This is a genomic window from Mycolicibacterium litorale (assembly GCF_010731695.1).
GTDB classification, from domain to species: domain Bacteria; phylum Actinomycetota; class Actinomycetes; order Mycobacteriales; family Mycobacteriaceae; genus Mycobacterium; species Mycobacterium litorale.
Genome location: NZ_AP022586.1, coordinates 3,732,657 through 3,746,214, shown reverse-complemented (window position 1 = coordinate 3,746,214; position 13,558 = coordinate 3,732,657). Strand labels below are relative to the sequence as shown.

13 protein-coding genes and 1 riboswitch are annotated in these 13,558 nt (G+C 69.6%); of the genes, 6 read left to right on the top strand and 7 right to left on the bottom strand.

Annotated elements, in window-relative coordinates; translation table 11 throughout:
• Positions 1 to 34: 34 nt before the first annotated feature.
• The 4 genes from G6N30_RS17855 to thiC form a co-directional block, all read right to left on the bottom strand.
• Positions 35 to 649: a septum formation family protein gene (locus G6N30_RS17855; protein ID WP_134057619.1), complete on the bottom strand. Its 615-nt coding sequence runs from the start codon at positions 647 to 649 to the stop codon at positions 35 to 37.
• A 43-nt stretch (positions 650 to 692) separates the two neighbouring features.
• Positions 693 to 1,322, bottom strand: coding sequence for an alpha/beta hydrolase family protein (locus G6N30_RS17850; RefSeq protein WP_134057618.1), 630 nt, complete (start codon positions 1,320 to 1,322; stop codon positions 693 to 695).
• A complete protein-coding gene (gene thiD, locus G6N30_RS17845) occupies positions 1,309 to 2,157 on the bottom strand; it encodes a bifunctional hydroxymethylpyrimidine kinase/phosphomethylpyrimidine kinase (protein WP_134057616.1) in 849 nt (282 codons plus the stop codon). Before thiD ends, G6N30_RS17850 begins: the two co-directional genes overlap by 14 nt.
• On the bottom strand, positions 2,154 to 3,737 hold the full coding sequence (gene thiC, locus G6N30_RS17840; protein WP_134057614.1) for a phosphomethylpyrimidine synthase ThiC: 1,584 nt from the start codon (positions 3,735 to 3,737) through the stop codon (positions 2,154 to 2,156). Before thiC ends, thiD begins: the two co-directional genes overlap by 4 nt.
• A riboswitch (TPP riboswitch) is annotated at positions 3,727 to 3,836 on the bottom strand. Its footprint overlaps the gene before it by 11 nt.
• 140 nt (positions 3,837 to 3,976) lie before the next feature.
• Here thiC and G6N30_RS17835 point away from each other — a divergent pair.
• Together G6N30_RS17835 and G6N30_RS17830 are read left to right on the top strand one after the other, a co-directional pair.
• Positions 3,977 to 5,707: an MFS transporter gene (locus G6N30_RS17835; RefSeq protein ID WP_179965482.1), complete on the top strand. Its 1,731-nt coding sequence runs from the start codon at positions 3,977 to 3,979 to the stop codon at positions 5,705 to 5,707.
• Positions 5,708 to 5,751: 44 nt separating this feature from the next.
• The gene (locus G6N30_RS17830; RefSeq protein WP_134057612.1) at positions 5,752 to 8,493 is read left to right on the top strand and encodes a LuxR family transcriptional regulator; all 2,742 of its coding nucleotides are present in this window, start codon (positions 5,752 to 5,754) and stop codon (positions 8,491 to 8,493) included.
• On the opposite strand, the gene G6N30_RS17825 is transcribed toward G6N30_RS17830, so the two are convergent.
• The 3 genes from G6N30_RS17825 to G6N30_RS17815 are packed head-to-tail and all read right to left on the bottom strand — an operon-like array spanning position 8,483 to position 10,773.
• Positions 8,483 to 9,283, bottom strand: coding sequence for an exodeoxyribonuclease III (locus G6N30_RS17825; RefSeq protein WP_134057610.1), 801 nt, complete (start codon positions 9,281 to 9,283; stop codon positions 8,483 to 8,485). The genes G6N30_RS17830 and G6N30_RS17825 overlap by 11 nt on opposite strands.
• Positions 9,284 to 9,286: 3 nt before the next feature.
• On the bottom strand, positions 9,287 to 10,174 hold the full coding sequence (locus G6N30_RS17820) for an N-acetylglutamate synthase, CG3035 family (RefSeq protein ID WP_134057608.1): 888 nt from the start codon (positions 10,172 to 10,174) through the stop codon (positions 9,287 to 9,289).
• 5 nt (positions 10,175 to 10,179) lie between these two features.
• Positions 10,180 to 10,773 carry a peptide deformylase gene (locus tag G6N30_RS17815; RefSeq protein ID WP_134057606.1) on the bottom strand — a complete coding sequence of 198 codons (594 nt, stop codon included), beginning with the start codon at positions 10,771 to 10,773 and terminating at the stop codon, positions 10,180 to 10,182.
• Between the two features lie 137 nt (positions 10,774 to 10,910).
• On the opposite strand from G6N30_RS17815, the gene G6N30_RS17810 reads away from it, so the two are divergent.
• From G6N30_RS17810 to G6N30_RS17795, 4 genes are read left to right on the top strand one after another with little or no spacing between them, the layout of a single operon-like run.
• On the top strand, positions 10,911 to 11,219 hold the full coding sequence (locus tag G6N30_RS17810; protein WP_011557996.1) for a nucleoid-associated protein NapA: 309 nt from the start codon (positions 10,911 to 10,913) through the stop codon (positions 11,217 to 11,219).
• 28 nt (positions 11,220 to 11,247) lie between these two features.
• Complete coding sequence (locus G6N30_RS17805) at positions 11,248 to 11,709, top strand: LytR C-terminal domain-containing protein (RefSeq protein WP_134057604.1); 462 nt, start codon at positions 11,248 to 11,250, stop codon at positions 11,707 to 11,709.
• 10 nt (positions 11,710 to 11,719) lie between these two features.
• Positions 11,720 to 12,445 (top strand): superoxide dismutase[Cu-Zn], encoded by a 726-nt coding sequence (gene sodC / locus G6N30_RS17800; RefSeq protein ID WP_234880261.1) that lies wholly within the window; start codon positions 11,720 to 11,722, stop codon positions 12,443 to 12,445.
• A complete protein-coding gene (locus G6N30_RS17795) occupies positions 12,423 to 13,553 on the top strand; it encodes a glutamate--cysteine ligase (protein WP_134057602.1) in 1,131 nt (376 codons plus the stop codon). The genes sodC and G6N30_RS17795 overlap by 23 nt, the downstream gene beginning before the upstream one ends.
• Positions 13,554 to 13,558: the final 5 nt, after the last annotated feature.

The window sequence follows — 13,558 nt, the reverse complement described above, 5'->3', positions numbered from 1 at the left end:
GGTACCCCAGGTATCGGGGTCGCCCCGCGTCCCCTCAGCCCTTGAGGGACCCCGTGCGCGGCGGGTCGAGGGTCGCCACGCAGGTCACCGCGCGGTCGCCGTCGGCCCAGGTCTCCTCGGTGGGATAGAGCACATACAGCTGGACCGAATCGTCGGTGACCGCCGCGGGGGAGTAACTCGCCAGCTCTGGTCCGCACCGGTTGGAGTACTCGGTCACGGCGTCGGCGCCGGGGAAGTCCCCGTCGGGCATCATCAGCACCGCGAACACCTCGCCGGCGTGCGGTTCGTCGCAGCTGACGGTCTTGACGGTGAGTACCCGGGTGCCGTCGGGGATTTCCGACAGGCAGTCACCGAGCTTGACCTCCGTCGCGGTCACGGTGCCCTGGCGCACCACCAGGAACACGACCAGCACGATGGCGATGACGGCCACCACGGCGACGAGCGCCACGATGCCCAGGATCAGCCACGTCTTGTTCCTCTTCTTCGGCGGCGGGCCGGCAGGCGGCATCTCCGCGTACGGCTGCGGCGGTGGCGGCGGATAGTACGGCTGACCGTAGGGCTGCTGGCCGTACGGAGGCTGACCGTAGGCAGGTTGGCCGTAGGGAGGCTGGCCGGGTGGTGGGGTCGGCGGGCCCGGCGGCATGGTCATGCGATGACGATAACCCGCTGACCCGCCGTGCCGCTGTGGCTCGTCACACCAGCAGCCGCAAAGCCGCGTCCACCGCCAGTTTCGGGACGTCGAGCACCTTCGATCCCAGGTCGTGCCGGGCGCCGGTGACTTCGACGACCGCGGTGGGGCCGCCGACGAGCGATGCCGCCGCGGTGAGTTCGTCGATGGTGCCGAACGGGTCCTTCGTGCCGTGGGTGAACACCGTCGGCACGCCGATGCGCGGCAGGTGTTCGGTGCGGGCCCGCTCGGGCTTACCGGGCGGATGCAGCGGATAGGAGAACAGCGTCAGCGCGTCGACGGCGACCCCGGCGCCGGCCCCGTCGCCCGCGACCGCCATCGACGTCATCCGGCCGCCGTAGGAGTGTCCGCCGGCGATCACCGGGCCGGTCGTCAGTTCCCGGCCCACGGCGACCGCCTCGGCCACCCCCGCCTGATCGGCGGCCGCGGACCCGGACGGCGGGCCTTTGGGCCTGCGCTGCCGGTACGGCAGGTTGTAGCGGACGGCGAGCCAGCCCCGCGCGGCCCACTCGTCGCAGACCCTGACCAGCATCGGCGCATCCCGGTTGCCGCCGGCGCCGTGGGTCAGCAGCACCACCCCGGTCGGTGTCCCGGCGGGTGCGTGGGCGATGCCGGCGATGTCATCGATGCTCATCGGCGCTCAGCCTGAACATCGCCGAGACCGGCCCGTGGCCGCTGCCCAGCGGGTAGGCCGCGCGCAGGCATTCGGTCACCCAGCGCTTGGCGAAGGCGACGGCATCCGGCATGTCGTATCCGTTCGCCAGCGCGCTGGCCACCGCGGCGGCCAGCGTGTCCCCCGCGCCGTGGTCGTGGCCGGTGTCGATGCGTGGCCCGTCGAACTCGAAGAAGTCGGTGCCGTTGTACAGCAGATCCGGGCTGTGCGGGGACGACCGCAGATGCCCGCCCTTGACCAGCGCCCACTGCGGCCCGAGCGCGTGCAACGCCTGCACCGCCGCCCGCTGCGACTGCTCGTCGACGACGTCGATGTCGACCAGTAGGCGCACCTCGTCGAGGTTGGGGGTCACCAGCGTCGCCAGCGGGAACAGTTCGGTGCGCATCGCATCCAGCGCGCTGGGGTGCAGCAGTGGGTCACCGTGCATGGAGGCGCAGACGGGGTCGACCACGAGCGGCACCGACCCGGCCAGCCCCTGCGCCCGCCAGGTGTCGGCGATGGTCTCGATGATCGCCGAGGACGCCAACATGCCGGTCTTGGCGGCCTGTACGCCGATGTCGGAGGCCACCGCCTCGATCTGACCGGCGATCACGTCCAGCGGGATCTCGTGGAAACCCCTGACGCCCAACGAGTTCTGCACGGTCACCGCGGTGACCGTGACCAGGCTGTGCACGCCGAGCAGGGCGAAGGTGCGCATATCGGCCTGGATGCCGGCGCCACCGCCGGAGTCGGACCCGGCGATCGTCATCACCCGCAGCGGAGTCTGACCGGGCGGGGTGAGGGGCAGGTAGGTCATGAGCTCAAGGGTAGGTAGACGCGGTTGCCGTGCTCGGCGAACTCCCGGGACTTGTCCGCCATGCCCTGTGCGACGGACGCCCGAATGTCTTGGGTGATGCGCATCGAACAGAACTTGGGCCCGCACATCGAGCAGAAGTGTGCGGTCTTCGCCGGTTCGGCCGGCAGCGTCTCGTCGTGGAACTCGCGCGCGGTATCCGGATCGAGCGACAGCGCGAACTGGTCGTACCAGCGGAATTCGAAGCGCGCCTTCGACAGTGCGTTGTCGCGCTCCTGGGCGCGGGGATGGCCCTTGGCGAGATCGGCGGCGTGCGCCGCGATCCGGTAGGCGATCACCCCGTCCTTGACGTCCTTGCGGTCAGGTAGCCCCAGGTGCTCCTTCGGGGTGACGTAGCAGAGCATGGCGGTACCGGCCTGGGCGATCATCGCCGCGCCGATGGCCGAGGTGATGTGGTCGTATGCCGGCGCGATATCGGTGGTGAGGGGGCCGAGGGTGTAGAACGGCGCCTCCTCGCACAGCTCCTCTTCCAGCCTGACGTTCTCGACGATCTTGTGCATCGGCACGTGACCGGGGCCCTCGATCATCACCTGAACGCCGTGCGCCTTCGCGGTCTTCGTCAGCTCACCGAGCGTGCGCAGTTCGGCGAACTGAGCCTCGTCGTTGGCGTCGGCGATCGATCCGGGCCGCAGCCCGTCGCCCAGCGAGAACGTCACGTCGTAGCGCGCCAGGATTTCGCAGAGTTCGGCGAAGTGCGTGTACAGGAAGGATTCGGTGTGGTGGGCCAGGCACCACGCCGCCATGATCGATCCGCCGCGGCTGACGATGCCGGTGACGCGGTGCACCGTGAGCGGGATGTGGCGCAACAGCACGCCGGCGTGCACGGTCATGTAGTCGACGCCCTGCTCGCACTGCTCGATCACGGTGTCGCGGTAGATCTCCCACGTCAGCTTCGTCGGGTCGCCGCCGACCTGCTCGAGCGCCTGGTAGATCGGGACGGTGCCGACCGGGACCGGCGAATTGCGCAGGATCCACTCCCGGGTGAGGTGGATGTCGCGTCCGGTGGATAGATCCATGATGGTGTCGGCGCCCCAGCGGATCGCCCAGACCATCTTGTCGACCTCTTCGGCGACCGACGACGTCACCGCCGAATTGCCGATGTTGGCATTGACTTTCACGCCGAACGCCTTGCCGATGACCATCGGCTCCAGTTCGGGGTGGCGGTGGTTGGCCGGGATCACCGCGCGTCCCGCCGCGACTTCGGCCCGGACTGTCTCGGCGCTGACGCCCTCGCGTGCGGCGACGAAGGCCATCTCCGCGGTGACCTCACCGGCCCGCGCCCGCTGCAGTTGGGTGCCGCGATCGCTGACGACACCGGGCCGGGCCGGTAAGCCCTTGCGCAGATCGACGGCGGCGGCCTGGTCGGTGTACGGACCGGAGGTGTCGTACAGGTCGAGGTGTTCGCCGTTGGTCAGGTGCACCCGCCGGAACGGCACCCGCATTCCATCGACGTCGCGGTAGACCTTGCTGCTGCCGGTGATCGGACCGGTGGTGACGGTGGCCGCCAAGACATCACTGTTCATCGAAACTCCCTACGCCGGCATTACCCGGTCAGGTTCATACGGTCGACAACCCCAGTTGTCCTCTCAGCGCGCTCGGTGCGCGCTCCCGCGTGGTCGGTCTTGCGGTGCCCAACTTAGCGCAGACCCGGGGCCCACGGTGAGAATTGCCCGCCGATCATTTATATAGCTAATATATGTGTTCTGCCGCGCCGGACGGCGCTGCTTGCCCGCGTCGGATACGAAACGAACGAAGACAGCAGATGACTACCGATATGACCAGCGACGCCGCCGATCAGCAGACCGAGACCTCCCGGCGCCGCGCGCGGATGGACCACGACCACCCCTTCTACAAGTGGATCGTGTTGTCCAACACCACGTTGGGAACCCTGCTGGCCACGATCAACGCCTCCATCGTGTTGATCTCGCTGCCGGCGATCTTCCGCGGCATCGGACTCAATCCGCTGGCACCGGGCAACGTGAGCTACCTGCTGTGGATGCTCATGGGCTACCTCGTGGTGACGGCGGTGCTGGTCGTGCCGTTCGGCCGCCTCGGCGACATGGTCGGGCGGGTCCGGATCTACAACCTCGGGTTCGCCGTCTTCACCGTGGCCGCGATCGCCCTCTCGTTCGACCCGTTCCACCTCGGCGGCGGCGCCGTGTGGCTGATCGCCTGGCGAGTTCTCCAGGGCGTCGGAGGCGCGATGCTCATGGCCTCGTCGTCCGCGATCCTCACCGATGCCTTTCCCGCCAACCAGCGCGGCATGGCCCTCGGCGTCAACATGGTCGCGGCAGTCGCCGGATCCTTCCTCGGGCTGCTGATCGGCGGATTCCTCTCGGAGTGGAGCTGGAAGGCCATCTTCTGGGTCGGTGTGCCGATCGGCATCCTCGGCACGGTGTGGAGCTTCCGTTCGCTGCGCGAACTCGGCGTGCGCACGCCCGGACGCATGGACTGGGCGGGCACCCTGACGTTCGGGATCGGCCTGACGGTGCTGCTGATCGGCATCACCTACGGCATCCAGCCCTACGGTGACTCCACCACCGGCTGGACCAGCCCGTGGGTGCTCGGCGCCATCGGGGCCGGGTTGCTGCTGCTCGTGGCTTTCTGCCTGATCGAACTGCGCGTCACGCAGCCGATGGTCAACATCAGGCTCTTCCGGTCGACCTCGTTCGGCATGGGCAACCTCGCCGGACTGATGTCCTCGGTCGGCCGCGGCGGCCTGCAGTTCATGCTCATCATCTGGTTGCAGGGCATCTGGCTTCCGCTGCACGGGTACAGCTTCGAGTCCACCCCACTGTGGGCCGGCATCTACATGCTGCCGATGACCGCCGGGTTCCTCGTCGCCGGCCCGCTCGCCGGCTCACTGTCCGATCGGTTCGGTGCACGGCCCTTCACCGTCGGCGGCATGCTGCTGATGGCCGCGACGTTCGTGGCGCTGGTGCTCATCCCGGTGAATTTCGACTACTGGGTGTTCGCGGTGCTGGTCTTCCTCAACGGGCTGGGGGGCGGGATCTTCACCGCGCCCAACACCGCCGCGATCATGTCCAGTGTTCCCGCCGCCGAGCGCGGCGCCGCATCGGGCGTGCGGGCGACGTTCTTCAACGCCGGCTCATCGCTGTCGATCGGGATCTTCTTCTCGCTCATGGTCGTCGGGTTGGCCAACTCCCTGCCCGGCGCGATGAGCGCCGGCCTCCAGGAGCAGGGAGTCTCGGCGACCGTCGCCGAAGAGGTGGCGGGCACCCCGCCCGTCGGCAGCCTGTTCGCGGCGTTCCTCGGCTACAACCCGATCGGTGAACTGCTCGAACCCTCGCATGCGTTGCAGCAACCCGGCGTCAATGCCGACGTGCTGACCGGTCAGACGTTCTTCCCGCACCTCATCACCGGACCCTTCCACACCGGTCTGGTGGTCGTGTTCGTCGCCGCCGCGGCGATGATGTTGATCGGAGCCGTCGCATCGCTTTTCAACGCCGGGCGCTACGCCGAGCAACGATGACGATCCAGCCCGCGCCACTGCCCATCGGCTGCGAAGATGGATGAGTGCCCCTGCAGCTCATCAGCCGCGATGCGGAGTTGAGCGCTGTCGAGAACCTGCTCGCCGAGGTGTCGGCGGGCACGTCGGTCCTCGTCCTCGAGGGTGACGCCGGGATCGGCAAGAGCACGGTGTGGCGGGCCGGCATCGAACGCGCCAGGGCCCGCGGCTTCCAGGTTCTCTCGGCGCGCCCGGTGTCGAGCGAATCGGCGGCCGCGTACTCCTCGCTGGCGGAACTGCTCGCCGAGGTCGACACCGCCGTCCTCGACCACCTGCCCGCCCCGCAGCGGCTGGCGATCGACCGGGTGCTGTCACGCGCCGACGACACCGGACCCGGCAGCGATCAGCGCGCGGTGGCGGCAGCCGCGCGATCGGTGCTCGAGCGCCTGGCGCAGGACGGTCCGGTTCTGGTGGCGATCGACGATCTGCAGTGGCTGGACCCGGCCACCGCGGTGGTGATGGCGTCGGTGGCGCGACGGTGCGCCGGACCCATCGGTTTCCTCGTCACCGTGCGCGCCGGCGAAGGCGACCGCACCGATGTGCTGCTGGAACCGTCACGCCCGGAGCGGCTGCACCGGGCGCAGGTGCACCCGATGTCGGTCGGCGGATTGCACGCGATGATCACCAAACGGCTGGGCCGGTCGCTGACCCGGCCGGGAATCGCGTGGATACACGAGGTTTCGGCGGGCAACCCGTTCTATGCGCTGGAACTTGCGCGCGCGCTGAGCAGCGACGCCGACGGTGCCGAGCAACTGCCCGGCACGCTCGCCCAGCTGGTCACCACGCGTCTCGCGGGGCTGCCCGACCACACGCGCGACGTCCTGCTCGCCGCGGCCTGTGTGCCAGCGCCCACCGTGGATCTGGTGGCGCAGGCCGTCGGCGGTGACGTGGCTGCCACCGTCACCGCCCTCGAGGAGGCCGAGCGGCACGGCATCGTCGAGATCAACGGGTACCGGCTGACTTTCAGCCATCCGCTCCTGGCCCGCGGCGTGTACACCGACGCCCCGGCCGAGAGGCGCCGCGCCATGCACCGCCGTTTCGCCGACATCGTCGACAGCCCGGAGTCCAGGGCGCGACACCGGGCCCTGGCCGGTGACGACGACGACGAGAACACGATCCGCGAACTCGACGAGGCCGCCCAGTCGGCGCGGGTCCGCGGCGCACCCGCGGCGGCCGCCGAACTGCTCGACATGGCCCGCGCCCGGGGCGGCGACACGCCCGAGCGCGGCCTGCGCGCCGCGGCGTGTCACTTCGAGGCGGGCGACACCGTACGGGCACGAGAAGTGCTGGAACAGAACATCTCCCGGATGACTACGGGTGAGCTGCGGGCCAGAGCGCTGCACCTGCTGGGTCTGGTTCGGCTCTGGGACAACAGCTCCGCCGACGCCGTGCCGCTGCTCGAACGAGCCGTTGACGAACCGGGCGTCAGCCCCGACCGCCGGGTGCAGATGCTCGTCATGCTCGCGTTCATCGAGTTCAACGCCGGGCGGGCGGACCGTGCGGTGGAGCGTGCGGAAGAGGCGGTCGCACAGGCGGAGTCGCTGGACCGGGCGGATCTGCTGAGCCAGGCCCGACCCATGCGGGCGATGATGCGCTTCCTGCTCGGCGGCGGGCTCGACGAGGCCGAACTCGACGGTGTCTTCGACTTCGACGAACCCGACGACATGCCGCTGGCCGCACGGCCGCGAACGCTGTACGCGCTGCTGATGCTGTGGACCGGCCGCCTCGACGAGGCGGCTGAACTGTTCACCGCGATCGCCCAGCGCTGCGACGAACGCGGTGACGAGAGCGAACGCTCCTTCATCGACTTCCACCTCGGCCAGGTCGACGTGTGGCGGGCCGACCTCGTCGCGGCGGAGCAGGTGGCCGAGGACAGCGTCGAGCGGGCGCTGCAGTCGCACGGCGATCTGCCGCTGTTCATCGCGCTGGTCGTGCGGGTGATGGTGAGCGCTCACCTCGGCCAGGTGGAGCAGACCCGGCGCTTCGCCGCGCAGGCGTTCACCGTCGCGGAGCGATGCAACTCCAGCCGGCTCGGGGTGTGGGTGGTGGCGAGTCTGGGATTCCTCGAGGTGTCACTCTGCGACCACCAGGCCGCAGTCGAGGTGCTGGCTCCCGCGGTCGAGGCGTGGTCGGCGCTGCCCGCGACCACCGAACTCGTCACCGCGCCGTTCCTGCCGGACGCCGCCGAAGCGCTCATCGGTGTCGGGCGGCTCGACGACGCACAGCACCTCGTCGACACGCTGGAGGCCAACGGCCGCCGCCTCGACCGGCCGTGGATGCTCGCCGTCGGCGCCCGCTGCCGTGCGTTGCTGCTCGCCGCCGGCGGCGATGTCGCGGGCGCCGTCGCCGCATGCGAGCGTGCGCTCGCCGAACACGAGCGGTTGGCGATGCCGTTCGAGCTGGCCCGCACCCAGCTGGTGATGGGTCGGCTGTGGAACCGGCGGCGGCAGTACGACGCCGCGGTCGAGGCGGTGACGGCGGCGCTCACCGCCTTCGAGCGGATCGGGGCCGCACTGTGGGCCCAGCAGGCCCGTGCCGAGCTGACCGCGCTGAGCGGGCGGCAGACCGCGGCCGGGCTCGCCGAATCCGAACGCCGCTTCGCCGAGCTGGCCGCGCAGGGGATGACCAACCGCGAGATCGCGGCGGCGCTGTTCGTGAGCGAGAAGACGGTCGAGGCGAACCTGTCCCGCATCTACCGCAGGCTCGGCATCCGGTCGCGCGCCGAACTCGCCCGGGTGCTCAGTCGCTGAGATCGACGACCACCGGAGCGTGATCGCTGGCGCCCTTGCCCTTTCGCTCCTCACGGTCGATCTCGGCGTGGGTCACCCGGTCGGCGAACGCAGGCGAACCGAGGATGAAGTCGATGCGCATACCGCGACGCTTCTGGAACGCCAGCCGGGTGTAGTCCCAGTACGTGTAGACACCCGGGCCCGGCGTGAACGGCCGCACCACGTCGGCGTAACCGGCGTTGACGATCGCGCGGAACGCGTCGCGCTCCGGCGGTGTGACGTGGGTGCTGTCGCGGTAGGCCTCGACACTCCACACGTCGTCGTCGGTCGGGGCGATGTTCCAGTCGCCGACCATCGCGATGGGTAGTGCGGGGTCGTCGGTCACCCACCGCTGCGCGGTTTCGCGCAGCGCGGCAAGCCATTCCAGTTTGTAGGCGTAATGCGGTGACCCGACGAAGCGGCCGTTGGGCACGTAGAGGCTCCACACCCGCACGCCCGCGCACGTCGCGCCGAGCGCGCGGGCCTCCGCGGCCGCTTCGACATCGGTGTCACCCCAGGTGGGCTGGCCGTCGAACCCGACCTGCGCGTCGTCGATGCCCACCCGCGAGGCGATCGCGACGCCGTTCCACTGGTTGAACCCGCAGTGCACGACGTCGTAGCCCAGCGCCGCGAACGGCATGGTGGGGAACTGCTGGTCGGAGCATTTCGTCTCCTGCATGGCCAGCACGTCGATGTCGGCGCGCTGCAGCCAGTCGGTGACCCGGTCCACCCGGGCGCGTATGGAGTTGACGTTCCAGGTGGCCAGCCGCATGCGCTACAGCTTAGAAGCGTCCACGTAGCGCTCCCGGTGCTGCGCGGTGAAACCCATCGACTCGTAGAGCGCGATGGCACCGGCGTTGTCGGCCAGGACCTGCGCGTAGGCGTTTGTCGCACCGCTGCGCGCACCCCAGGCCAGCAGGGCGGCACACACGGCGCGGGCGTGGCCGCGGCGGCGCCGGTCCTCGGCGACCCGCACGGCCGACAGACCCACCCACCGGGTGCCGTCGTGGGCCGGTGTGACGGCGCCACGGCCGACCGCGGCGTCGTCGATACGGCCGAACGCCACCTGCCCGTCGACGACGGCCGTCAACACCTCGACGGGAACCTCCCGTTCGTAGACGGCGAGCCAGGCCCCGTCCGGCTCCGCGGTGAGCGTCACCTCCGGCGCCCCCTCGGCGGGCAACGTGCGGACCATCACGATGCTCTCCAGGTGGATGTCGCTCTGCGGCATCCGCACCAGCCGGTCAGGGACGGCGAGCCAGGGTGTCAGACCGCGCCGCGCGTACCAGTCGCGGATCGCGGGCACCGTCGCCGTGCTCGCGTTGATGTCAAGCGGCACAGCCGAATTGCCACGGTGGGTGTATCCGTCGGATGCGCGCAGCAGCCAGCCGCCGAGCCACTCCCGGTGCAGCCCCGGCCACCCCAGCGCCGCGGCGTGTTCGACCGCGCGGATCTGAGAGGCCTTCACCGGGACGTCGGTCAGTGTGCGGACCGACACCACGTCGGCCGGTGAGATCTCGACGGTCTCACCGGTCTTCGTGCGCACCCGCACGGGATCTCGGTCCAGCAGGTGGCCGACCACGTCGTTGAGCGGGGGGACCGAACCGGCTGGGAGCCGGTAGCGCAGGCTCACCCGCGTACCGGGCCGGGGCAGGTCGGCCACGATGCTCAGTGGCCGAACGGATCGGGGTCTTCACCAGGTGTCCAGCTCAATCCGGGCACGCCCCAGCCGTTGTGCTTCACCGTGCGTTTGGCCGCGCGCGCGTGCCGGCCGATCAGCCGGTCGAGGTAGAGGAATCCGTCGAGGTGCCCGGTCTCGTGCTGCAGCATCCGCGCGAAAAGTCCGGTGCCCTCGACGGTGATGGGTGTGCCGTCCGCGTCGAGGCCGGTCACCCGTGCCCAGTCGGCGCGCCCGGTGGGGAACTGCTCGCCGGGCACGGACAGGCAGCCCTCCTCGTCGTCGTCCGGGTCGGGCATGGTTTCCGGGATCTCGGAGGTCTCGAGCACCGGGTTGACCACGACGCCGCGGCGGCGGCCCGCGCGGCCGCGCGAATCGGGGCAGTCGTAGACGAACACCCGTTTGGCGACGCCGATCTGGTTGGCGGCCAAGCCGACACCGTTGGCGGCATCCATCGTCTCGTAGAGATCGCGGATGAGATCGGCCAGGTCGGCGGGCAGTGAACCGTCCTCCCCGACGGGGATCGGGGTGGTTGCGGTGTGCAGGACGGGATCTCCCACGATGCGAATCGGAACGACAGCCACGGGGTGCAGCTTAGGGCGAGCGGTCGAAGTGAGCCGACTCGCCCGCATCGGTGACGCCTCAACTCTCGCCGCCGTGATTGAATGAGCGCCGAAACACATGGATGTCATTTCAAGTGTCGGAGGGTCCGAGGAGCAATATGGACGGCGCCATGGCGCAGACTGAGCAATCCGGCGACGACTCTGATCTGCCTGCAGGACTCACCAGGCGCGAATTCGACATCTTGGCGTTCGAGCGCCAGTGGTGGAAGTACGCCGGCAGCAAAGAAGACGCCATCAAAGAGCTGTTCTCGATGTCGGCGACCCGCTACTACCAGGTCCTCAACGCTCTCGTCGACCGGCCGGAGGCGCTCGCGGCGGATCCGATGCTGGTCAAACGCCTCCGCCGGCTGCGTGCCAGCAGGCAGAAGGCGCGGGCGGCGCGCCGGTTGGGCTTCGAGGTCACCTGATCGCACCCGCTGGCTACAGTGGGGCGTGATGAACCAGCGAGAATCCTCCGGACTGCCTCTGCGCGCCATCGTGATGGTGCTGCTCTTCCTCGGCATCGTCTTCCTGTTGGTGGGGTTCCAGGCGCTGGGGTCGGACACCGATTCGGCCTCCGACGAGACCACCGTGGCCACCACGACGGCCACCCCGTCACCCGAACCGTCGCCGGCGGCCGATGCGGCCCGGCCCGAGGTTCGGGTGTTCAACATCTCCGATGTCGCGGGCGCCGCCGAGGGGGTGGCGACCCGGCTGCGCGACGACGGCTGGAACGTCGCCGAGACCGGCAACCTGACACTCGAGGACGTCACCGCGACGACGGTGTACTTCGGCGAGGGACCCGGGGAGCAGAAGGCCGCCGAAGAGGTGGGCCGACTCCTCGAGGCGCCGGTCGAACCGCGCGTGCCCTCGCTGTCCGAACAACCACCAGGCATCATCGTGGCGGTCACCGGTTAGGCTCTTGACCATGCTCAAGCCCGGTCTCACATCCGCCGCCGTCGCCGCCATGTTCGCCGTTCCCGCGCTCGCGCTGAGTGCCTGCACCCCCAATGAGCCGGTGTCGAGCGAGCCGGGCACCACGCCGCCGGTGTGGACGGGGTCCCCGTCCCCGACGGCAGCGCCGGGCGAAGGCGGGGGCCACGGCGGCGGCGCCGAGGGACAGGCCGAGGGTGGCCAGAAGCTGTTCGCGGATCTGCGGAGCCCGGACGGCACCACCATCGCCAAGGCCGAGTTCGACTTCAGCGGCGGCTTCGCCACCGTCACCGTCCAGACCGTCGCCACCGGCCAGCTGGAGCCGGGATTCCACGGGATGCACGTCCACCAGGTCGGCAAGTGTGAGCCGAACTCGGTGGCGCCGGGCGGCGGTGCACCGGGCAACTTCAACTCGGCGGGCGGGCACTTCCAGGCCGAGGGCAACACCGGGCACCCGGCCAGCGGCGACCTCACCTCGCTGCAGGTCCGCGAGGACGGTTCGGCCATGGTCGTGACGACCACCGATGCCTTCACCGCCGAGGATCTGACCTCGGGCGAGGGCACCGCGATCATCATCCACGAGCGGGCCGACAACTTCGCGAACATTCCGCCGGAGCGCTACAACCAGGTCAACGGGACCCCGGGGCCGGATCAGGCGACCATGGCCACCGGCGACGCCGGTGGGCGGGTGGCGTGCGGTGTTATCCGTCCCGCCCAGTAGTCGTATCGACTTCGCCGGGTCACCCCGGCCCACCGTCGGCGTGGAGTGGGAGTTCGCGCTCGTCGACGCCCACACCCGCGACCTGAGCAACGAGGCGGCCACCGTCATCGCCGAGATCGGCGAGACCCCGCACGTGCACAAGGAGTTGCTGCGCAACACCGTCGAGGTCGTCACCGGGATCTGCGAGAACTCCGGTGAGGCGATGGCCGATCTGCGCAACACCCTGCAGACCGTGCGGCGCATCGTGCGGGAGCGCGGGATGGAACTGTTCTGCGCGGGCACCCATCCGTTCGCCAAGTGGTCGGCGCAGCAGCTCACCGACGCGCCGCGCTATGCGGAGCTGATCAAGCGGACACAGTGGTGGGGCAGGCAGATGCTGATCTGGGGTGTGCACGTGCACGTCGGGGTCTCCTCGGCGCACAAGGTCATGCCGATCATCTCGTCGCTGCTCAACCAGTATCCGCACCTGCTGGCGCTGTCGGCGTCTTCGCCGTACTGGGACGGCGCGGACACCGGATACGCCAGCAACCGGGCGATGATGTTCCAGCAGCTGCCGACCGCAGGTCTGCCGTTCCAGTTCCAGTCGTGGCCGGAGTTCGAACGGTTCGTCCACGATCAGAAGAAGACCGGGATCATCGACCACATGAACGAGATCCGGTGGGATATCCGGCCCTCGCCGCATCTGGGGACCGTGGAGATCCGGGTCTTCGACGGAGTCTCCAACATCGCCGAACTGGGCGCACTGGTCGCGCTCACCCACTGCCTGGTCGTCGACCTCGACCGCAGGCTCGATGCGGGTGAGCAGCTGCCCGTCATGCCGCCCTGGCATGTGCAGGAGAACAAGTGGCGCGCCGCGCGCTACGGCCTCGACGCCGAGATCATCCTCGACGCCGACAGCAACGAGCGGTTGGTCACCGAGGACCTCGACGACCTGCTGACCAGGCTGCAGCCGGTGGCGACGTCTCTGGGCTGCGCCGACGAACTCGCCGGGGTCGCCGACATCTACCGCAGCGGCGCCGGATACCAGCGGCAGCGCCGCGTCGCGGAGGAGCACGACGGTGATCTCCGTGCTGTCGTTGACGCCCTTGTCGCCGAACTGGAGCTATAGGCTGA

Coding starts and splice junctions, on each gene's coding strand:
- G6N30_RS17855 (WP_134057619.1), bottom strand. CDS start 649: ATGACCATGCCGCCGGGCCCGCCGACCCCACCACCCGGCCAGCCTCCC.
- G6N30_RS17850 (WP_134057618.1), bottom strand. CDS start 1,322: ATGAGCATCGATGACATCGCCGGCATCGCCCACGCACCCGCCGGGACA.
- thiD (WP_134057616.1), bottom strand. CDS start 2,157: ATGACCTACCTGCCCCTCACCCCGCCCGGTCAGACTCCGCTGCGGGTG.
- thiC (WP_134057614.1), bottom strand. CDS start 3,737: ATGAACAGTGATGTCTTGGCGGCCACCGTCACCACCGGTCCGATCACC.
- G6N30_RS17835 (WP_179965482.1), top strand. CDS start 3,977: ATGACTACCGATATGACCAGCGACGCCGCCGATCAGCAGACCGAGACC.
- G6N30_RS17825 (WP_134057610.1), bottom strand. CDS start 9,283: ATGCGGCTGGCCACCTGGAACGTCAACTCCATACGCGCCCGGGTGGAC.
- G6N30_RS17810 (WP_011557996.1), top strand. CDS start 10,911: ATGGACGGCGCCATGGCGCAGACTGAGCAATCCGGCGACGACTCTGAT.
- G6N30_RS17805 (WP_134057604.1), top strand. CDS start 11,248: ATGAACCAGCGAGAATCCTCCGGACTGCCTCTGCGCGCCATCGTGATG.
- sodC (WP_234880261.1), top strand. CDS start 11,720: ATGCTCAAGCCCGGTCTCACATCCGCCGCCGTCGCCGCCATGTTCGCC.